Here is a 21287-nt window from a genome sequence, read left to right on the forward strand (position 1 = left end):
TGCCGACGACTAGCGGGGTTTCGCGTTTTTGACGTATTTGTCGAACCACTGAACCATCTCATAGAGCGTATGCTCGGTCGATTCCTGGGCGGCATAGCCGTGGGATTCGAGCGGAAGCATTACGAGCCTTGCCGTGCCGCCTAGTCCGCTTATGGCGGCAAAGAGGCGTTCGGACTGGATCGGGAATGTGCCCTGATTATTATCGGCTTCGCCGTGGATCATCAGGAGCGGCTCATTTATCTTGTTCGCGACAAAAAAGGGCGAGACCTTAGCGTACAGATCCGGAGCTTCCCAGAACGTACGGCGTTCCGATTGAAATCCGAACGGCGTCAGCGTCCGGTTATAAGCACCACTACGGGCGATACCGGCCCGGAAAAGGTCGCTGTGGGCAAGCAGGTTTGCCGTCATAAAGGCACCGTAACTGTGGCCTCCGACGCCGACCCGATCGCGGTCGACGACACCCATTTCGACGCCCTTATCGATCGCGGCAGCGGCCGAATCCACGATCTGCTTGACGAATGTGTCATTGACCGTCAATGGGTCGCCGACAACCGGCATCGTCGTGTCGTCGAGCACCGCGTAACCTTGCAGTAAAAAGAATAGGTGCGAGATACCGCCGATCTGCGTAAAGCGGCTCGTCGAGCCCGTCACTTGCCCGGCGGTGGATGAGTCCGTGAATTCGAGCGGATACGCCCACACGACGGTCGGCAGCCGAGTTCCCTCTTTGTATCCCGGCGGTAGGTACAACGTAAACGATAGATCGACACCATCAGCTCGCTTGTATTTGACGAGCTGCTTTTTGATGCCGCGAAGAATGGGGACTTGATCGGTAAATTCGGTCAATTTACGGTCGGAAACGGCCAGGCAATTGGTGTCCGGCGGGCAACGTTGGTGCAGATAGATATTAGGCGGTTCGGACGGCGACTCTTTGCGCGTCATAAATTGCGATCCGTTATCATCGACTATCGCGACAAAGCTCTCATACTCGCCCTTGTTCGAACGAAAGATCTCATCGGTCTTAAGTGTCTTTAGATTCATCCGGCGAAGGAACGGCCGATCGCCATCCGGCGACGCTCCGTTGCCGGAAAGAAATATCTCGTCACCGAACTGACGAATTAGATTGGTGCCGTTGGGCATCATCTTCATCACCGGTTGGCCAATGTCGTTGTAGCGGTCGTTGACGTTATTATCCGATACCAACTTGATCGACGTAGGGTTGCGAAGGTCGGTCATAAATATGCGTCGACGTTGGGCATCGCGGTTGTAATCATAAAACAGCATCAGACCGTCCTTTTCACCAAAGGCACGTCCCTGATAGCGATTTTCAACCTTGAGCACGTCCGTCGCGGACCCCGTAAACGGCGCCGACAGCTTGACCAGTTTGTCACGCGGGCTGACCTTTTTACGCGGGTCGCCGCCGTCGAGAGCCTCGGCCCACATCAATGTCGAAGACTCGCTCGGTATCCAGGCGATGCTTCGCGGCCCGGTCTGGACGCCCTGAACCGGCAGATTGTCCTGCAGCGGAACGTCAGCGATCCTGGCGACCTGCTTGCCGTCGGTATTCCAGATACTGACCTTTTTCGGAAAACGGCCGGACGGATACTGATATGAGAACGGCCGCGTGATCTCAGAAACGAGAATATATTTGCCGTCCGGCGAAAATTCGGCATCATCATAGATACCCGGAGCACCGATCTCCGTCACCTTGCCGCCGATATCGATCCGGGCGATCTGCGACGTGCAGTAATATTCGAATAGACGCTCGTCATTGGGCGACTTTAACAGATCCTGAAACGTCTGAACGGCTCCCGTTCGGCCCGAAGTTTCCTGAATGTTTGGTTCGGTCGGCGTGAGGTTTTGATATGCCGGTGCGGCACCGCGGGTGCGAGAAACGATCTGGGCAGAGATCGTTCGGTCGTCTTCCCATCCAAATCCGCCGAACGCGGTATTGAGCATTACGTTATTTATTTTGCGCGCACGAGCAGTTGTGGTGTCGACGATCCAGAGTTCGACACCGGTCGCAGTAATGTTACCGACGGCAATATTCTTACCGTTCGGCGACCATTGCGGAGAGATTATTTTAGCCCCGGCCGGCAGAACAACCGACATTTCTTTGCCGTCGTACACATTCTTGATCGTAACGCTGACAGAATACGGCTGACGATGCTGGCCGTTGGTATTCGGATTGATGCGCAGACCGGCAATGCGGAGCATCGGTTGAGCAAGTTCCGAGATCGGCGGATAACGTAACGGCGTTAAGAGTGCCATCTTATCGCGTGTCGGCGAGATCGAGGTGGACGGCGTCGTCGGTGCGTTAAGCACGTCCAAGATCTCTTTGGGCGGCTTTTTATAACTGCCCTGAGCCAATGCGGACACGCTCATCAGTGCCGTCGCCGCCAATACCAAAACAATACGAACGATAATCTTTTGCATTTTGTACCTCAGATCTATTGAACTGTAATTTTTAACTTAAATGTCGTCGTCGCTCCCGGACGCCGTGCCCCGGAGCGCATCATTCCGACGCGAACTACATAATCACCCGACGATGCCAATTCACCCGAATATTGATCGGTTTCTGCGGCCCCGTCTACATTTGAACCGTCGGGGGCAAATACGGTCAGAATGGTCGATGAATTGGTCCCTTTAACTGAGACCGTCATCGTCTGTCCGGCACCCGATCCGACTATATAGTCGCGATAGGCAAAGCCCTTCACCGTTGCAGTAACCGTTGCCGAATGCGTCCCGCGGGCAAATCTGACACGTGACTTCATCTGAGCCGACGCATCCTGAGCAAAAAAGTTAATACACGCGGCAAACGCCGATAATATGAAAAGCCTTTTCATCTTGTTATTTCCCTTTACGCAGGCCGTCGATCACACCGGACGCGATCGCCGGGATCGGGCCTTTTTCATTTGCGTGATTTTCAGTGAATATTACGAGCACAAACTTCTGGCCGTCGACGGTCTCGATGTACGCCGCGTCGTGCCGCGATTTGCTCGTCCACCCGGCCTTTGACCAAAGCATCGTATCCATCATCTTGCGGTCGATGATCATTTTTCCGGTAAAGCCGTGTGCCTGGTCGCCGTCGTCACTGGTCGCGGCAAATGGGTCGCGTTTCATTAATTCCATCATCTTGGCGGTGCCCGATGGTCCGGCAATCCGGCCCAACACGATCTCAGCCATCAGGCGTGCGGTCGCATTGGTCGTCAGCATATTACGGTTTTCGCCCTTATATTTGCGAGACTGTTGTTCGATGCCGTAAGCGTCCTCGCAGAAGGTTTTCTGATTGACGTTGATGTCGGTGTAGCCCATCGACGAAAAGTAGCGGTTGACACGGTTCCGTTTGTACTGCCACGCAGCAAACTCCTTGCTCGGCAATTCAGAACCGCTCGATGTGCCCGTCAGGACGTCGAGGATATACTGCGTCGCCTCGTTGGACGAATCGACGATCATATCCTTGACGCCGCGAGCGAGTTCGGGCGACATTATCACCTTGCCGTCCTCGAGTTGCCGTTCGAGTGCGGCCAGATAATACATTTTAACGACGCTCGCCGGATATAGTTTAAGCTCGCCATTATACTGAGCACCGCGGATATTCATCGGATCGCGAACGTCGAGTAGCGTGGCCGAGAGTTCGCCCGGTTTGTACACGACCGATGGAAACTTGGCAAGCATCGCCTTGATCGACGAATCGAGGATCGCTCCAAGCTCAGGCGACTCGTGAACTACCACCGCCTTATAACCCTTTTGCGGAACGATCTCGGACTTTGCCGCTACCCGCTGCGCAGATCCGACTGACGAAAATAGAAACAATATTCCAAAACAAACGCCGATAGTCAGCAGCTTCTTCATCTAATTTTTCTCCCGCAAATCTTTACGCAATGTGTTTTTCAGAGTATAAACGAAAAGCAGTTCTAAAAAAATCAGATGATAGAAGAAAAGCTCGTCCGCGGTATCGGTCGTTGGGATTTCACGGCCTTGGTAGTCAATACGATCATCGGAGCCGGCATATTTGGCTTGCCCGCAAAGGTGTTTGCACAGATCGGGTCTTACAGCCTTTTGGCGTTTGCCGCGTGTGCCCTGATCATTGGTTTGATCGTGTTGTGCTATGCCGAGGTCGCAAGTAGATTCTCGGCGACGGGCGGTCCGTATCTTTACGCAAGAGAGGCTTTCGGGTCGGCGGTCGGCTTTGAGGTCGGATGGCTGTACTGGGTCGTGCGCGTCGCGACATTTGCGGCCAACTGTAATCTGCTTGCCACATATTTGGGGTTCTTCGTTCCCGGTGCCGGCGAAGGTACGCCGCGTCTCATCATCGTCTGTTCGGTGGTGCTGGTGATCACTATCGTTAATCTGTTGGGTGTACGCGAATCGGCAGTGATGACCAATATTTTTACGGTCGGCAAACTAGTGCCGCTCTTGATCTTCGTGGTTATCGGGTCATTCTTTGTCCAACCGGGGAATTTCAGTTTTGGGAATTTACCGGAATACGGTTCGTTCTCTAGTGCAGTGCTACTTTTGATCTACGCTTTTGTCGGTTTCGAAGCATCGGTCGTACTATCGGGCGAAACCAAAGAACCGCAAAAGACGATCCCGTTCGGGCTTTTTGCAGCTCTCAGCGGCGTTGCGATCCTCTACATTCTCGTCCAAATCATAAGTATCGGGACACTGCCGGGACTTGCGGCCTCCGAACGTCCGATCGCCGATGCGGCCGCGACGTTTCTTGGCCCGCTTGGAGCCGCTCTGATCACGGTCGGGGCTTTGATCTCGATATTCGGCAACCTCAATGTGGGTGTTTTAAGTTCAACCCGTCTGCTCTTTGCGATGTCAGAACAGCGCGATCTGCCGGCGGTCTTCGAAAAGACTCACACCAAGTTGAAAACGCCGTATGTCTCGATCTTGGCAACATCGGCCGTAATTCTGATCCTCACCATTCAGTCATCATTTTTGACGGCGGTTGCGATCGCAACGATCACGCGCCTGTTGGTATATGCCACGACAATAATCGCGTTACCGATATTTCGTCGGCGACAGGAAATGCCGCCACCGCCGTTCAGTGCTCCGCTAGGAATCATTTCTGCCGTCTTGTCGCTGGCGTTGATCATTTGGCTTTTGACCAACGTTGATTTTCTCAAAGAGGGCATCACCGTGGGAATAATGGTTGGAATTGGCCTGGTGATCTATATCGCAAATAGATTGTGGCAGCGTCGGAACGCGGGTTTAGACTTGTCCGGCCGGGAACTTTAGAAGCTCGTGTTGTTCACAATAATTGCACCGATTTGTTTGGGCTGAGCGTCGGTCAGTGCTCTATGACGGAATGGTATAATACATTGCGTGTGGCGACGGAAGCGACATATCTGTGGCCAACCTTCGGCACTCCCCGCGGGAAATATCGCCAGGCCGCGACGCAAGAATTGCACAGCGACGCGTTCATTGTTTTATGAAAAGACCAATACTCATTTTGATCGCAATATTGGCATTTGCGGTCTGCATATCGGCACAAACTATCGAGGACAGCAGTCGGCGTACGATCGGTTATATTTCGTCAAGCGGTACAGTCGAGGACAGTAGCCGCCGCACTCTGGGCTATATCGGCTCGAACGGCAGGATCGAGGATGGCAGTCGGCGAACGTTGGGCTATCTTAACAATAACGGCACTGTTGAAAACAGTAGTCGGCGTACGTTGGGCTACATTAATTCGAACGGCACCGCCGAAAACTCCAGCCGCAACACCCTTGGTTATGTCAATTCGAACGGGACGGTCGAGGACAGCTCCCGCCGGACGATCGGATATGCAAAGAATGTGGACCAGCGGTATACTGCTCTCTTTTTCTTTTTCTTTTTTAGGAATTGAATTTATTTTCAGACCGATCGCTGACGGTCCAAACCGTTGCCTAGTCAAATACGCCTTCGCCGAGAAAATTGCGACGCAAATAGGCGATCGTGTCCTGTAGCGTCTCTTGCGAGTCACGAGGTGCAAATCCAAGTTCAGTGATCGCCTTTGACGAATCAAAATACCAGAAACACTCGGCCTGTTCGACCTCAGAAGGCATTACGGGCGATGTTTTGCCCCAATTGTTGTAAAACGAACTAATGATACTCGACCCGGCCATTGCAAGTTTTTTCGAAACTTTCAGCATCGGTGCCGCCACGCCCGAGAGCCTCGATAGTCTGCCGAAGAATTGCTCAAACGTCATATTTTCGGAACCGAGCAGATACTTTTCCTGATGTCTGCCTTTTTCTAGAGCGGAAATAAATGCCGCCGCGGCATCGCGGGCATCAACAAAATTCAATCCGCCGCCGGGACTGTAAGGCACCTTTTTTCCTAGAAAATCGAGCACGGGTTTGGTTGAACTCAGACGTTCGTCGTCGGGCCCGAGCAAGAGCGATGGATTCATTATGACAAGCCGCTGGCCGTCACGATTAAAATTTTCGATCGCTGCCCGCTCCTGAAAGTATTTTGAAGCGTAGTACGCCCAACGCAGGATGATATCGACCGGCGGTGGGTAGGTTTCATCAACGATCTGGTCGTCCTCGGTGACCGCGATCGTCCCGCTCGATGACGCGAGAATCATATTCTGGACGCCCGCCTCCGTCGCCGCTTCACACAAGACGCGGGTGCCTTCGAGATGGATCCTGTTCATCGCAGCAGCATCGTTGTTATCCCGCGACACTTTGCCTGCGAGATGAAAGATCGCCGAGACGTTCTTACAAGCCTTTGCAACATCGTCGCGATTCGTTACCGAGCCTTCGACCGCTTTGACGCCCGCGTCTTTCATCCACACCGGAACGCGTGAGGCCATCACTTTTAGATTTGTTTCGCCGGCATCCAGAAACTGTCGGACAATGTGCGTACCCAAAAATCCGGTACCGCCGGTAATTAGAATACGCTTTTCAGTTTTAGCAATTGCCTTAGTTTTGACCATAAGAATAATTTCACCACAATACTGCGAAGCACGCAGCGAGAGTATTTCAATTTTGTTGATCACTCATTTGGATTCCAATCAAAGTTGCTCAAAATGGCTTTTCAAAATCTCGGTGTACTTTGTAGCTGTCCGGGTAATCTCACTTCCACGTCTTTTGTATCGGATGTGCTTCCGTATTAAATACTATTTTCTTGAGATCCAACGTCTTATCCGGAGCAAATAATAGATAAAAGTACTTGAAGGTCTCGGCCAGCACAAAGCTGTGCATATAATCGGTCTTTTCCTTGGTGACAGTACTCTTGAGTCCCGCATACGCGACATCTGTCCGACAATGTTTCACGAAATCGTCAAACATAATCTTGCCCATCGCAAGGTATTTCGGATCCTTGGTGTACTGGTAAAGGACGTAAGTCGATTCGACGATCTCGGGCCGTAACGGATAACCGGCGGCAACGGTCTTGCCGGACTTATAGTCATAAACCTCGGGCTCGATGCCATTGACCTGCCACATCTTAAACATTGAGTCCTGTAGTGCACGGGCTCGATTAAGATCGCCGTCCAAGGCGAGTAGGCCGGGGAAAAACGCGTCCAATGCCCCGGTTGTCGTTTCAGTTCGTTTACCGGTGTTCATATCAGCGTGGCCGTACCAAAGATCGGCGACAACCTCGCGGCCCTGCACATTCGGCTTGGACATTCCGGGACCTTCGTCAGCGAGATAGGAATGGACCTTGGCTATTGAGTCTTCCCACATATTGCGGCAATCCTGATCATCGAACAGTATCGCGGCCTTGAGCAAATACTCATAATACGAGTCTATCTCGGCACTGATGTGACTGTCGGTGTTGGTCCATTTGCCTGTCTCGACGTTGATATTGGTTCCGACCAGGCCGATGGGTGAGCGGCGTTTATAGGTCTCGACCAACGCACGTTTCGCCTTGTCGTAATAGATCTGCTTTCCTGTTAATTTCGCTAATGTGCCAAATTCGATAAGTAGCGTGCCGGTCTCAGCCGGGTTTGATATTTCACCCGAGGTTTTTCCTGTTTTGAGATTGACGTTTTTATACGGCAATCCCGTCGGCGACTCGAAAACCGGCAGCAACCGCCGCCCGAGGTCGTCCGCCAGAGCTAACAGCCGTTTATCATTTGTTATCTGATAGCTAGACAAAAGTCCGCCCAAGATACGGATCGTGATCTCAAAGTTTTGAACAGTTATGTCCTTGTCGAATGAGAGATTTTTGGCAATATACTCGCGCGTCTTGTCAGCCTCGTCCTTAAAACCAAGTAAATAAAGTGAATCAAGCGAATCGACCGGCGTCATCAGTATCGACTCGCCATACCAATCGCGACAGGTCTTCGTAAGGGGTTTGAGATCGTCGTGACCCCAACAATATTGCTTATAGCCATTCCAGGCGTGCAAAAACTCGGCCTTGACCTGTTTGGCGGCGGCTTCGCGGTCGATCTTGAGCGGCGTTTGCGCAACGACCGTAAACGCCGACCACGTCGCGAGTATTAGAGCAGGCGCTAATATGAGTTTTCGTAATGCCATATCTCGACCTACATATTCAGAAGGATCGGATCGCCGAAACCCAGTTCCTTGAGCCGTGGCAATTGCGTCTTAGCGTCGCCAACGACTAGCCAGATCATCTTGTCCGCATTAAGATATTTCTGCGAAAGATCCTTGATCTGTTGAACGGTCAGACTCTTAACGATCTGCTCGCGGCCCTTCACATAGTCCGGTTTCCAACCGTACTTTCCAATGTTTTCAAGCATATTCAGCTTGGCAGCGGCGGTTTCAAATGCTCTTGCATTGCTCTTGATAAGGAAACCCTTGGTCGTTTCCATATCTTTCTCCGTGTAGTTTTTACCGTAGTCGAGCAGAATGCTTTTGACCAACTGGGCCGACTCGAGAGTGACGTTTGTCCTCACACCGCTGCCGATCAGAAATGCCCCGGGGCTGCGGGTCCCGGCAAAACCCGAATTGATGCCGTAGGTGTAGCCCTTGCCCTCACGGAGTTGCTGCGTCAACTGCGACGCAAAACCACCGCCGCCAAGGATGTAATTCATAACTGTCGCCGGATAGAAATCATTGTCCGTTGCCGCAAGTGCCGGATAGCCAAATCGCAGGACCGACTGTTTGGCATCGGGGACATCATAGAAATACACCTGTGACTTTGCGGGCGGTTCCGGAGTTTTGTAGCTCGGGACACTGACGCTCTTGGCCTTCCAAGCCTTTGCAAGGCTCTTCAGCGATCCGACGACCATGGCCTTATTCAACGCGCCGACCACGTTCATTCGGGCGATCGAGGGCGAAAGGTTTTTGGCGTAAAACGCTTTTAGGTCGTCGATCGTGATCGAATTTACCGTCTCGGCAGTCCCCAGAATATTATGTGACCGGATGTTGTCCTTTCCGTAGATCAGCAGGTTGAAGTTGTTCTGAGCGATCTCGTTCGGGTTTGCCTGCTGCTGTCGGATCTGGCTTAACACGCCTTGTTTTGTCAGGTCAAACTCCTTTGCGTCCCAACGCGGTTCGAGCAGTATCTCCTGAACGAGAGCGAGCGTCTCGGTGTAATTCTTTGCAAGTGTATTTACCGAAACCCGAATATCCTCCGTGCCCGCACTAACATTGATAACGGCTCCGAGTTGCTGGATAGCGTCCTCAAGTTCCTGTGGCGTCTTGCGTGCGGTCCCCTGTGTCATCATGCTCGCCATCAGGTTTGCAACGCCGACCTTATTGATGTCCTCCATCAAAAGGCCACCTTCGATGACGATCCCGAATTGAGCAAGCGGAACCTCACTATTTTCGATCCCGAAAACCCGCATCCCATTTGAAAGCTTTTGTTCCCAGACGGCAGGTACTTTCACTTCAGGAGTTGGCCCGTACGGTGGTTCGACGCTACGGTCGAATGTAGATGGTGTCCGATCATACTTTGCCGCGGCATTTGGATCCACGGCGACCTCCGCTCCCTGAACGATCTTTTCTTCGACGACCTCCGCCTTTTTAGATCCCTTTATCGCAAGATCCAGTTTGCCCTTAGGCACAAAGCTGGTCGAAACATAATTCTTCCCTTTGATGTACTTCTGATAAACCCGCATCACATCCGCCGGCGTGACCGCGAGAATACTCTTGATGTCCTTATCAATAAATGATGGGTCGCCGGCAAATATGCTGTATTGAGCGAGTTGGACGCCTTTGCCCAGAACGCTCGATAGCGAGTTGTAAAACTGGGTCTCTTGACCCGCCTTGATGCGTTTTAAGTCCTTTTCGGAAATTCCCTCTTTCTCAAATTTGGCAAATGCCTCGTCGATCGCCTTTGAAACATCATCTAGGTCCTTATCAGCAAAAGCCCGGACCGAAAGCTCCATTTGACCGGCCAATTCGGCGGTGTCGTTAGACATTCTGACATTTGACGTAAGTTTATGGTCCTCGACCAACACTTGATAGAATGGGGCCTTTTTGCCGCGTGTAAGGTAATCCGCGAGCACATCGAGAGCGTATGAGTCGGGATGATATTGCTCAACGACCGGCCAAGCCCGGGTCAATTGAGGCACGTTTGCGAAATTGTCCTCGTGATACAGATCTATCGTGGCTTTCACGATTCCGGGACGCTTTTCGATCGGAGTGATATCCGCACCGCGTTTGATCTCACTGAAATATTTCTCAACCCACTTTTTTGCCTGGCCAGTATCAAAGTCGCCGGCGACGACCAGCGTCACGTTGTTCGGCACATACCAGCGTCGAAAAAATTCTTTGACGTCTTCTAATTTAGCGTTTTGCAGATCCTCAAGCGATCCGATCACCTGCCAGTTGTATGGATGATCGGCCGGATACAGATTCTTATCGACCACGTAGGAGGTGTGACCGTACGGGTTATTGTCATAGCTCTGCCGCTTCTCATTTTTGACGACCTGCTTTTCCTTGGCGAGTACGGGGTCCGTGACCGTATTTATGAACCAGCCTAACTTATCAGCCTCGGCCCAGAGCATTTTTTCGAGAGCATCCTTCGGCACGGTCTGAAGATAATTGGTCCGATCGCGACTCGTTGAGCCATTTGCACCCGAACCGCCGATCCTTGCGGTCATTGCGTCGAGGCCGCCTTTACCTAAATTTTCGGATTCGAGAAATAGAAGGTGTTCAAACAGATGAGCAAATCCGGTTCGACCGGCCTTTTCGCGTGCCGAGCCAACGTGGGCCGTCAGTGAAACCGCGACTACAGGGTCCGAGCGGTCTATGTGAAAAATCACCTGCAGGCCGTTCGGCAGCACAAACTTTTCATAATCGACTTTGAATGTGGCGTCATCAGCTACTTTTTGGGCAGTAACCGATATCAATAAAACGGACATAATTGCGATACAAACAACGAATTTTAGGATCTTCATATTAATTTCCGGCGGATCTGACCGCGGAGGAGTTTACGCGTCCGCTTAAATACTAGTTTTTAATTGCCTGCCTAATTATCGATGACCGGTTCCTGTTTGCGGGACTTTCGGCGTTCAGCTTTCCAACTTTTTCTGATCGCATCGACGTCAAATTTATCACGCGTTCCGTCACGCATATTTTCGATCTCGTGCTGAACGCGGGCCGCAACCAGGCGATATGCCTCAGTATTCGGGACGCCCTCGACCATCTTGGCGAGCTCGTCATATTCGAGAAATCTGCCGACCTTGGCACCGATCTTGGCTCCGATACTACGGCCCTTCGGGATGATCGTGCCTTTGGGAAACGCATCATATGTGCCCCAAATATATATCGGTAAAATGCCGATCTTTTGATTTAGCGAAAGGTACCCGATGATAGGCTTAAACTCGGTTATCTGGCCCGACTCCTGCCTGCCGCCCTCGGGAAAGATGAGAGCGTTGTAGCCGTCATTCAGTATCTGCGTGACGTGCCGGAGCGATTGCCGCAGGCTGCCCGTCCGCTCGATCGGTACGAGCGTCGTGAAATTATTCATATACGCTCGCTTGTATTTGGTGTCGAACCAATAATCGGCCGCTGCGACCGCTACGGTCTGCTCGGCAACGTCCTTGCCGAGTGCCTTTTTAACGAGACCTGTATCGATGTGCGATGTGTGATTTGGAGCCACGATAAAATTGACGTGCTGCGGCACATTTGCTTCGCCCTCGATCCGGGTGTTTAAGACACCTTCATATAACGTGTCCTGGGCAAAATCCACGATCGCATTTCCCACACGGCGCACGATCGACGGAATGACTATTTCCTCTTCGTCCTTCTTTTCCTCGACCCTTGGCTCATCGGCGAGCTTTTTGGATTTATCGACGCGTTGAACCGCTGTGAGCAGTTCGCGGACCGACTGGACCTCGCTCAACGTGTCGGGCGATGCGACCCGGCCGCCGGCATCCTCGACCGCCGCCTGAAGCTCGACAAACATCAGCGAATCAAAGCCGAGATCGGCAAGTTTGTCTTCCATTACAACGTCCGATAGCGGTCGGTTTGAGACGCTCGCGACGATCTTTCGTATCCATAGAGCGTTATCGTCGCCCTTTGATTCGACGACGGTTTTGGTCTTGGACTTGGCACGATCCTCGAGCGTTTGGATCATCTCGACAACCTCGGGACGCTTGACCTTTCGGGTCGCGGTCCGCGGCAGTTCGAACGGCGTGATGTGAAGCACCTTGACACGTTTGGCGAACGGCAATCCGGCCGAGACCTCACGGAAATGCTCCTCGACCTTCTTGTTTGCGTCAGACCGCGTCAATGCGATATCAAACTCATAATCCGGGACGACCAGGGCGGCGATCTTTTCGCCGCCGTCATCGTCGTGCAAACCGACGACGCTCATCTCCTTGATAAAGGCGGATTTGCTGTAATGATCTTCGATCTCGTCCGGATAGATATTCTTGCCGTTCGAGTCGATGATAACGTCCTTTGATCGGCCGACGATGTAGAGATTGCCGTCTTCGTCGAGTTTGCCGAGGTCGCCGGTCTTTAGCCAGCGATCGTGGAGCACTGCGTCGGTCGCCTTATCGTTGTTATAATAGCCGAGCATCACATTTTGCCCGCGGGCGAGCACCTCGCCGACGCCATTTTCGTCCGGCACGTCGATCTTGACCTCGACACCCGGCAGAGGTTTACCGACGCTGCCGCGAAGCAATTTATTGCCCGGGCGAGCGACGGTCAGTACCGGCGACGACTCAGTCAGGCCGTAGCCCTCGAGCACTGTAAAACCAAGTCCGTGGAGATCTTTCTGCACCTTCTCAGACAGTGCTGACCCGCCCGAAATGAGGTAGCGCATCTTGCCGCCTAAACCCTGATGGATCGGGAAAAATACGATCGGGCCGAGGTTGAACGGCGTGTTGTCCCGGATCCAAGCGTTAAAATCAATGACATTGTCGGCCAGATCTGCAATCCAGTCGCCGCGCTCGCGCAGACGGGTCTTGATACGGCGGTGCAGCATTTCCCATAGTGCCGGCACGCCCACCATACCCGTAACGTGGCCGTTTTCCATCGTCCGAGAGAGGTCCTCGGCCGTCAGTTCGTTAAGGTAAGTGATCTGCGTTCCGTTTGAGAATGGCGTCAGGAATCCGGCGGAAAACTCGAAAGTGTGATGCATCGGCAATACGGAGAGGACACCGTCTGTAATGTCCATATCGAGAACGCTCGACAGCATCGAGATCATATTCACAAAGTTTTTATGCGAGAGCATTACTGCCTTTGGCGTACCTGTGGTACCCGAAGTGAAGATAAGCGATGCCACCGCACTGGAATGTACCTTGGGCGGCAAAAGAGCATTGCGGTTCGCCTCTTCGATCTCGGACTGGATCTCAAAGACCGCATCGAACGTCCAGACCGCGACTTCCAGTCCGGCTTGTTTAAGCTTTTCAGCGATCTCAGGATGTTCTTCGGCGAGCTTCGGAGAAACGACGACCGCCGAGGCCTCGCCCGCCTTGGCAAAGGTGACTATCTCCGTTACCGAGCTGGCCGGATCGATAGGAATTGCCGTCGCGCCCGTTTTGAGAATGCCAAAATAGGTCATTCCCCATTCGGGCATATTGTTGGAAAACAGAATGACGCGGTCGCCGCCCTTGATGCCGTTTTTGGCCAGATAGCCCGCCGCACGCATCGTAAGTTCGCTCACGTCTTCAAACGTATATTGCTCCTTACGTCCATTTCGCTCGATTCGCATCGCCACGCGAGTCGGAAAACGTTTGACCGAGGTGTCGAAAAGATCGAGCAGATCTTTGTACGTATAAGAACGCTTTTCGACTGCCTTGAGCTCTTCTTCGAGTGTTGGCAAAACCCATTTTCGCATTCCGGGAAAATGGATGTTGAGCCAGTAGTCGTACCAATCAATACGCTCCGGATACCACGGCAAAAGGTTTTTTTCTTTTTCCCTAATGACCGCGTGCAATGCCCGCAGGTTGTCCGAGCGGTATAAATAATCGTTGTCGATCATAAACGGCTTGAACATCGCAAACGCATCCATCGTCTCTTTGGTCGTCTGCTCGAATGACTCGACCGACTTTCGCAGGTCCGAAACGATATTTCCGATCCTGCCGCCGCCCCAACGCGGGCTGGCCTTGTCGAGCATCTTATCCGCCTGTTTGGCCAACTTGTTGAGCATCGGCGCCGACGTTAGCTGATACGTGCGGTTAGTAACGGTCTGCGTCTCGACCATTCCTGCGAGCTTATTGACTAATTTGTTTCCGGTTTCCTTGTCCTCGTAATGCTGGCGTTTATAAAGCCCGACGAGACCGACGATACGTTTCATATCGTTTGGGTTGGAGTCGCCCGAGGATGCCTGAAATACAAGCGGCGGATTCGGATCGACCAGTGCGTTCATTGTCGCCGCCAAGATCGCCCCAGAGACCATATCTACCGGAATAATGTCTAGGACGAGCTTCTCGTTGACCGGAATGATCGGTTGGCCGCGCAAGGCGATCAGTATAAGCGGAGCGGTCGTCGTAAAGCCTTCGTTCCACCCCGGAAACGGATATGCCTGTGACGATTCGACGATCGACGGGCGCAGAAGCACCTTAACAATATCGTCTTGCGAAGCAATGATCTGCTCCGCGAGCGACTTCGAGTAGGTATAAATGTTCGTCCAGCCCCAATACTCGGCACGCTCAGAACCGAGTTCGGTCGTGCGTTCGCGGATCCACATTTTGCGTTCGCGGAAAATCGCCGATTTCAATTCGGCTTCGTCATCGGGATCGCGGCCTTCCTCGATAAAGCGGTGGCGAGCTTGTTCGCGAAACTTCGCATGCTGCACCGCGTCGTCGGCCTCTTGCCTCGCTTGTTCCGACAAACGCGCACAGTCCTCGACCTCGCGGTTGACGTCAAAGGTCGTTCCGACGAGTTCGTCCTTTCGCGGGAAATATCCGACGACCGGCTCATTTTCCCAGATCGGCCCGCTGCGTTTACCTGCCACAAAACACGTCGAAACGTGCACCAGACGCGGTTTTTTCATCATCCGGGCCATTTTGATGATGTTGTTCGAACCATTAATATTCGTCCGCAAAGCCGACTCAAGCGGCGGGTTGAACGTCACATTACCGGCACCATTGATAATGATGTCGGTATCACGCATGATTTTCTTGGCTTCTTTTTCATCAAGCCCAAGATACTCATTCCCAACATCACCATTCACGGGAACGACCTTAGACTTAATAAACTCCTCAAACCCATCGCCATACTTCTCCCGCAGCGGATCAAACGTCGGCGACGTCACGATCGAAGTCCAAAACCGTATCTTCGACTCATTCGCATCTCGTGCACGCACGGTTGCATATACCTTCCCGATATCCGGAAAATTATGCAGCAGCATCGACAACGTGACCTTCCCTACAAAGCCCGTACCGCCGATAAAGAAGATCTTCTTACCCTTAAATATTTCTGTTGGTGATAATTTCATTTGGAACGCCGACATTCTTGTCCGCTACTTCTTTGTTCAAAACCTTTTTTCGCTTGCCACCGACCCACAAAGGCCTAGAAATCTTCCCGTGAAGTCGTTACCGCCCGCACTGATCCTTATTGCCGAAATTGTCTGGCTGGCGGCTCCAACCAGTTTGGCCGCGGCGGTTTTTGACCTTTACCCACCAGACGTCGATGGGTTTGCGGGTCTCTTTGAATAACACGTCGTCGTTCGGATCACCCTGAAAGATGCGGCCTTTGTACCATATCTTGCTAAAGCCCTCGCCGAGGTACGTGAGTAGATAGAGGTTGTCACCACGTCTGAGTTTGACGTTGTCGAGCGTCGTGTTTTTTAGAACGCGGACGATGCCCGCACGCGTCGTGATGACTGTGCCGGTGACGCCCGTGACCCGTTCTCCCTTTTTCATTCGAAAGGCGACTGGCGACGAGTCTCTCATTTCGCGACGGGCAACGGTCGGCTTGTCGACCGTCCACTCCCGATAGGTACAGCACTCGAAAGGGCACGCTCCGTTATCTACGTACGGCATTCGTGGACCGTTCGATTGGGCGTGGGCTCCGCCGATAAAAACCGCCGTCACGAAAAAAATAGCAGACATCACTTTGCGCGTCATAAATTCTCTCGTTTCTAATCCGTCACACTACACAGACCGATCATCGGCTGATGCAGCATTGTGATCTCGGCGTTGCGGCCCATATAGCTTCGGCCCATAGCGATCGCTTCGGTCAAGTTATCGGCACGTTCCCAGCCGAGCATTTCGGGAACGTGGGCATTTTCGGCACCCGCGACGATGACTTTGCCGATGTGCTGACGGCCGTTTTCGCCCCAGTACCACATAAAGAACGGATGAGCACCGTGATACGCGTTACCGCGACGATACATCTCGATGTATGCGGGGTTCGAAGCAAATTCACGTTCGTATTTTTCGCGTAGATAAAAGGCGTCACGTGATTCCGGCAGCAAACGGTGGAAAAACTCGATATAGGGAGCGTGAAATTTATGGTCAAACTCGTCAAAACACGGGTGTGTAATGATCATCACGCCGCCCTTCCGCAGCAAAGGCTTGTTTCGGTACATATTAAAATGGTAGCCGAGAGCCATTACCTGAACGAGCAACGGATTGAGCGCCGAATACACGTTGTACGGCGAAATGTCCGGAATGCCTGAGATCAGGATGTCGCACTGGCCTTTGACCGGGATCTCGTACTGCTGATAATTTTTTTCAAGTATCTTGTCGTGTACGGGTTCGGTCTTGCCGGCGTAACAGGCGATCAATTCATAATGTGCCGGATTGGCGTGCAACATCTTGCGGCGCAGAGCACGGGGCATCTTAGAGAATGTCATAGCCATCGCCTCCCATTTGAGACGATCGGCGAAGGAAAATTCGTCCTCATTCCGCGTCAGGATGTCGTAGCCATCTGGAAACATCTTGTTATTGATCGCAGTCTCGATGTGAAACACCTTGCACTGTTCATCGACCAATTTACCGAGCCGGATCACTTTATGATTAAGCTCCGACGCCGGCGGGTCCATATACGAGTGCGAATCGCGGATCGTCTGCGGCTCGTGGTGAGCACGCAGAGATTCGTAATCGCACAGGCCGACGGCGACCGATTTATGACCGCCATCCATCGGGACGAGATTAATGTTGAGATAGATCAGCAGGTCGCTCTCGATCGCACGCTTGTTGACCCGCAGCGGTTCGTTATGCCGCGTGACACCGAGCGTGACCAGATTGTCGTCGTCCTCGGCGTCGTGGTTGTAATAGCGGTCGGGATAATACTCGTTATAGATGTCAGTGCCGACCATTCGCTTCATTTCCCAAGCCGTCATCTTGCGGTGGAGTGAGTTTGCGATGATCAGATGAATGTCATCGACGCCATTCGCACCGCACATCTCCAGCACGACCTCTAGCATCGTCTGCCGCAGATCCGGCGTCTGCATCGGCGGTAGCGGCAGCGAGATGTCGTCCATCGCGATGGTCACCCGCATCCCGGGCTCGAGCAGAGCATAGAGAGGCTCCATTTCGATCGGATGATTGATCGCATACCGTATAGCGGCTTCCCTGTTCGGCAGGCCCTTGATCGGCGGATTTGGATATATCACCCGCGTACCGACCGGGACGTCCTCAAGGATAAAATCCTCGCCAAACGGCATTATCCGCGGAGCGGAGTCTTTGTCGATGTAAACGATGGATTCGTGTGTTTTTCTGCGTAGTTCTAAAGCCATAAAATTATTGAGTCGGTATAGGTTTAATCACACATTCGAAACCCTACACCTGTCGAATCATTCAAATCTGAAAAAACGTGCATACTACAGAGCCTAAAATCTGGCGCCCATTCGAGTTCAACATTTATTTTCTTTCCGTTTCCAGACAAATCTCGGGAAGAAAAATTATCATCTCTAAATACCGAAGGATCGTAGGAGCAAGTTATATCAGGCCCCCATTTTATCTCCGAATCGATCCCTTTCAACACACTGGTTATAGATCGCATTTGCCCAACAAAATCGTCTCGAGCGATACCTTTCCTAGTATCTATTGACGCCTCTAAATATATTTCATCAAATTGTTCCGCTATTATCCTTTGTCTAAGTTTCTCCACAGCTAGTTCATTTTGGTGACGGTATCCAATAAAGCCACACCCCACAAGCAAACAAGCCGAAATAGTGAAAAAGATTCTGCGCCGTTCAATCTTCATTTAAGATCCAAAATCGCCCAGTCATGTTGCAACGCCGTCTGCTTCAGCCTGAAATCCGGACAAACCGCGACCGGATGCCCGACGATCGAAAGCATTGGTAGGTCTGAAATCGAATCAGAATAGGCGTAACTATCAGACAAATTGATCTGCTCGCGTTCGGCGTATTCGCGGATCCATTGGGCTTTGGTCGCGGATGCCATTACTGGTGGCAGGACGCGCCCGGTGGCATATCCGTTGACGAACTCGAGCCTATTGGCTACATAATCGTCGATGCCGAGATACGTCATCATCTTTTCGATCGTGAAATCAAGAGCCCCAGTCAATACGACCTGGCGTTGGCCGATCTTTTTACCTTGAGCGATCAGCTCGAGCGTTCCGGGAAAAATTGCCGGCTTTAAGACCTCTTCGAATAGTTCCTCAGAGAAATAACGCAGACGATCCTGGGAAAAACCCGAATAGCTACGAAAAAACACTTCGTTAAAGACGTTTCTCGAATATAGATCAGTGACGCCAAAGAACGGCAACTTGGCGAGCGTGCTGACGCTTTTTTTGGCGGTTTGCCATAGGCCCTGCTGACGCTTTGCGTAGAATGCGAGCGTATGGACGAGGTTAGTACTGACCAATGTCCCCTCGAGGTCGTAAAATGCCGCGGCTTGTCCGTTTTTGTTCATGTCCGGTCTTATGCTATGTTATTCACGCCAAACGGCGATATTTTCTTCTTAGAATAGGCAAAATACTAGCACCTTTTGCAAGGATTTGGTAGGTGGTCGAGGACCAAGTTACAAATTAATTACAAATTGTAATTACATTGTGACTACGGATTTGTGGCAATTATGCGGCGAGCTATCTTCCCGGGGTCTTTCGACCCGTTAACCAACGGACATCTGGACATCATCAAGCGTTCTTCGCCGCTTTTCGACGAGATCGTGGTCGCAGTACTCAATAATGCTGATAAGCACCCGATGTTTTCGGTCGAGGAACGCTGCTCAATGATACGCGAGATTCTGCCGACGATCGATACCGACGGCTGCACACTGATCGTCGACAGCTTTTCGGGTTTGACCGCTGATTTTGCTAAGAAAAGTGGTGCCACCGCGATCGTTCGCGGCATCCGAGCGGTCAGCGATTATGAATATGAACTCCGAATGGCCCTGATGAACCGGCGTCTCGAACCGACTATCGAGACGGTCTTCCTTATGGCCGGGGAGGAATATTCGTATGTGTCCTCGACACTGATGAAACAGGTTTTCGAACTTGGCGGCCGCGTCGAGGGCCTGATCCCGACATTGGTCGAAGAAAAAATGCGGCAAAAGACCACGCTCTGACCGACCTCATACCGATTGGCGGCCTTGCCGCACCGAAGTTTCGCTGTCCGTGGATTAAGGAAACTCGCTTGGCACCATATCCGATGTGGGAGAATCCAGGCTTAGCCGAACGTCAACGACGCAAAAGGGTCCTTAGTCGCGTCTATTGGCTAAAAACTTAACTATCCACTCTCTGACTCTTTACCGCTCTGGGGTAAACTACTACTTATTATGACTTTCCAGGTATCTGACAATGTTTCTGCGATGAAGGGCTCATCAACACTGATCGCGGCGGCAGCAGCAGCCGATATGCGAGCTCGAGGAATCGATGTGATAGATCTCTCGGTTGGCGAGCCTGATTTTGACACGCCCGAGTTTATCAAACAGTACGCTTGGGAAGGCCTCCAAAAAGGTCTCACCAAATACACCGCAACTGCGGGAACTGTTGAATTTCGGCGGTCGATCGTTGATTTCTTTGCGGATCGCTTTGGTTCGCAGTTTGATCAGTCAAATGTCGCCGCTGCGTGCGGCGGCAAGCAGGCTCTCTTCAATGCCGCCTGCTCGCTTCTGAATCCGGGAGATGACGTCCTTATTCCCAAACCGTACTGGGTCACATTCCCCGAGATCGTGACGTTTTGCCGCGCAAACAATGTCTTTATTGAGACAGAATCGACGGAATTTGTTCTAACAGCCGATCAGGTCGCGGCCGCGATAACTGATAAGACGAGACTTTTGATCATCAACAGCCCGAGCAACCCGTCGGGCCGTGTCATTCCGCCGGATGAATTGATCCGGATCGTCGAGGTTTGTGCCGCGAATGACGTTTACGTTTTAAGCGACGATTGCTATCTTTTCTTTGCGTATCCGCCGGCCGAGCCATTTTCGCTCACGACTCTTTCAGAGGAATTGCGTCAATACGTTTGCGTCGCAGGCAGTTTCTCGAAAACATACGCGATGACCGGTTGGCGCATCGGTTATACGGTCGCTAATGCTGAATGGACACAGGCAATGGTCAAATTGCAGAGTCACTCAGCGACGCATCCGACATCTTTCGTGCAGTATGCGTGTGCCAAGGCATTGCAGGACCGCGATGCAACATTGTCGGCGGTCAACGAGATGACGGCGGAATACGAGCGTCGGCGAAACTGGCTGATTCCGCAACTCAATACGATAAACGGATTCAGGTGCCCGATGCCCGAAGGCGCATTTTACGCTTTTGTCGATGTCAGAGAATTGCTTGGTGAAAAGTTCGCTTCGTCAGATGATGTGGCGACTGCCCTTTTGAATGAATGCAAGATCGTCGTAACCGACGGAGCGGGATTTGGTGCGGACGGCTTTCTCAGAATCTCTTACGCGACTTCGATGGAAAATCTGGAGCGGGCAATCACGTCGATGAGACAATTGTTCGGCACTAGATCCGCCACGATCTAATTAGGAATTGCCAATTGCAAAACTGCGGGTGAGTTGGATTCG

The 21287-nt window shown here is 52.1% G+C and carries 15 protein-coding genes; 4 read left to right on the forward strand and 11 right to left on the reverse strand.

All coding sequences use genetic code 11. From position 1 onward, the window contains the following. Nucleotides 1-9: 9 nt before the first annotated feature. From IPQ00_09395 to IPQ00_09405, 3 genes are read right to left on the reverse strand one after another with little or no spacing between them, the layout of a single operon-like run. A complete protein-coding gene (locus IPQ00_09395; GenBank protein ID MBL0240773.1) occupies nt 10-2433 on the reverse strand; it encodes a S9 family peptidase in 2424 nt (807 codons plus the stop codon). Between the two features lie 14 nt (nt 2434-2447). After that, complete coding sequence (locus tag IPQ00_09400; GenBank protein MBL0240774.1) at nt 2448-2843, reverse strand: hypothetical protein; 396 nt, start codon at nt 2841-2843, stop codon at nt 2448-2450. Nucleotides 2844-2847: 4 nt separating this feature from the next. Next, the gene (locus IPQ00_09405; protein ID MBL0240775.1) at nt 2848-3852 is read right to left on the reverse strand and encodes a serine hydrolase; all 1005 of its coding nucleotides are present in this window, start codon (nt 3850-3852) and stop codon (nt 2848-2850) included. Between the two features lie 75 nt (nt 3853-3927). Here IPQ00_09405 and IPQ00_09410 point away from each other — a divergent pair, with 75 nt between their 5' ends. Beyond that, complete coding sequence (locus tag IPQ00_09410; protein MBL0240776.1) at nt 3928-5244, forward strand: amino acid permease; 1317 nt, start codon at nt 3928-3930, stop codon at nt 5242-5244. Nucleotides 5245-5437: 193 nt separating this feature from the next. Continuing rightward, nucleotides 5438-5851: a hypothetical protein gene (locus tag IPQ00_09415; protein MBL0240777.1), complete on the forward strand. Its 414-nt coding sequence runs from the start codon at nt 5438-5440 to the stop codon at nt 5849-5851. Nucleotides 5852-5891: 40 nt separating this feature from the next. Here IPQ00_09415 and IPQ00_09420 read toward each other — a convergent pair whose 3' ends face one another. From IPQ00_09420 to IPQ00_09455, 8 genes are all read right to left on the reverse strand, one after another. Beyond that, nucleotides 5892-6923: an NAD-dependent epimerase/dehydratase family protein gene (locus IPQ00_09420; GenBank protein ID MBL0240778.1), complete on the reverse strand. Its 1032-nt coding sequence runs from the start codon at nt 6921-6923 to the stop codon at nt 5892-5894. Nucleotides 6924-7062: 139 nt separating this feature from the next. Next, on the reverse strand, nt 7063-8469 hold the full coding sequence (locus tag IPQ00_09425; protein MBL0240779.1) for a glycoside hydrolase family 47 protein: 1407 nt from the start codon (nt 8467-8469) through the stop codon (nt 7063-7065). 8 nt (nt 8470-8477) lie between these two features. Continuing rightward, nucleotides 8478-11300, reverse strand: a complete 2823-nt coding sequence (locus IPQ00_09430; protein ID MBL0240780.1) for an insulinase family protein — start codon at nt 11298-11300, stop codon at nt 8478-8480. Nucleotides 11301-11371: 71 nt separating this feature from the next. Beyond that, nucleotides 11372-15793 (reverse strand): AMP-binding protein, encoded by a 4422-nt coding sequence (locus IPQ00_09435; protein MBL0240781.1) that lies wholly within the window; start codon nt 15791-15793, stop codon nt 11372-11374. Between the two features lie 97 nt (nt 15794-15890). Further along, on the reverse strand, nt 15891-16409 hold the full coding sequence (locus IPQ00_09440) for a hypothetical protein (protein MBL0240782.1): 519 nt from the start codon (nt 16407-16409) through the stop codon (nt 15891-15893). A gap of 29 nt (nt 16410-16438) precedes the next feature. Beyond that, nucleotides 16439-18040 carry a DUF2088 domain-containing protein gene (locus IPQ00_09445; protein ID MBL0240783.1) on the reverse strand — a complete coding sequence of 534 codons (1602 nt, stop codon included), beginning with the start codon at nt 18038-18040 and terminating at the stop codon, nt 16439-16441. Between the two features lie 23 nt (nt 18041-18063). Then, entirely contained in the window at nt 18064-18510 is a 447-nt protein-coding gene (locus IPQ00_09450) for a hypothetical protein (protein MBL0240784.1), read from the reverse strand. Further along, complete coding sequence (locus IPQ00_09455) at nt 18507-19181, reverse strand: HAD-IB family hydrolase (protein MBL0240785.1); 675 nt, start codon at nt 19179-19181, stop codon at nt 18507-18509. Before IPQ00_09455 ends, IPQ00_09450 begins: the two co-directional genes overlap by 4 nt. Nucleotides 19182-19340: 159 nt before the next feature. Here IPQ00_09455 and coaD point away from each other — a divergent pair, with 159 nt between their 5' ends. Further along, entirely contained in the window at nt 19341-19835 is a 495-nt protein-coding gene (gene coaD / locus IPQ00_09460) for a pantetheine-phosphate adenylyltransferase (GenBank protein MBL0240786.1), read from the forward strand. Between the two features lie 207 nt (nt 19836-20042). After that, nucleotides 20043-21245, forward strand: coding sequence for a pyridoxal phosphate-dependent aminotransferase (locus IPQ00_09465; protein ID MBL0240787.1), 1203 nt, complete (start codon nt 20043-20045; stop codon nt 21243-21245). Nucleotides 21246-21287: the final 42 nt, after the last annotated feature.

The sequence above is a fragment of the Chloracidobacterium sp. genome (assembly GCA_016720705.1).
Classification (GTDB): Bacteria; Acidobacteriota; Blastocatellia; order Pyrinomonadales; family Pyrinomonadaceae; genus OLB17.

Bases quoted from the DNA above. Each gene is read 5' to 3' on its own strand.
- IPQ00_09395 (MBL0240773.1), bottom strand. From the start codon at position 2,433: ATGCAAAAGATTATCGTTCGTATTGTTTTGGTATTGGCGGCGACGGCA.
- IPQ00_09400 (MBL0240774.1), bottom strand. From the start codon at position 2,843: ATGAAAAGGCTTTTCATATTATCGGCGTTTGCCGCGTGTATTAACTTT.
- IPQ00_09405 (MBL0240775.1), bottom strand. From the start codon at position 3,852: ATGAAGAAGCTGCTGACTATCGGCGTTTGTTTTGGAATATTGTTTCTA.
- IPQ00_09410 (MBL0240776.1), top strand. From the start codon at position 3,928: ATGATAGAAGAAAAGCTCGTCCGCGGTATCGGTCGTTGGGATTTCACG.
- IPQ00_09415 (MBL0240777.1), top strand. From the start codon at position 5,438: ATGAAAAGACCAATACTCATTTTGATCGCAATATTGGCATTTGCGGTC.
- IPQ00_09420 (MBL0240778.1), bottom strand. From the start codon at position 6,923: ATGGTCAAAACTAAGGCAATTGCTAAAACTGAAAAGCGTATTCTAATT.
- IPQ00_09425 (MBL0240779.1), bottom strand. From the start codon at position 8,469: ATGGCATTACGAAAACTCATATTAGCGCCTGCTCTAATACTCGCGACG.
- IPQ00_09430 (MBL0240780.1), bottom strand. From the start codon at position 11,300: ATGAAGATCCTAAAATTCGTTGTTTGTATCGCAATTATGTCCGTTTTA.
- IPQ00_09435 (MBL0240781.1), bottom strand. From the start codon at position 15,793: ATGAAATTATCACCAACAGAAATATTTAAGGGTAAGAAGATCTTCTTT.
- IPQ00_09440 (MBL0240782.1), bottom strand. From the start codon at position 16,409: ATGTCTGCTATTTTTTTCGTGACGGCGGTTTTTATCGGCGGAGCCCAC.
- IPQ00_09445 (MBL0240783.1), bottom strand. From the start codon at position 18,040: ATGGCTTTAGAACTACGCAGAAAAACACACGAATCCATCGTTTACATC.
- IPQ00_09450 (MBL0240784.1), bottom strand. From the start codon at position 18,510: ATGAAGATTGAACGGCGCAGAATCTTTTTCACTATTTCGGCTTGTTTG.
- IPQ00_09455 (MBL0240785.1), bottom strand. From the start codon at position 19,181: ATGAACAAAAACGGACAAGCCGCGGCATTTTACGACCTCGAGGGGACA.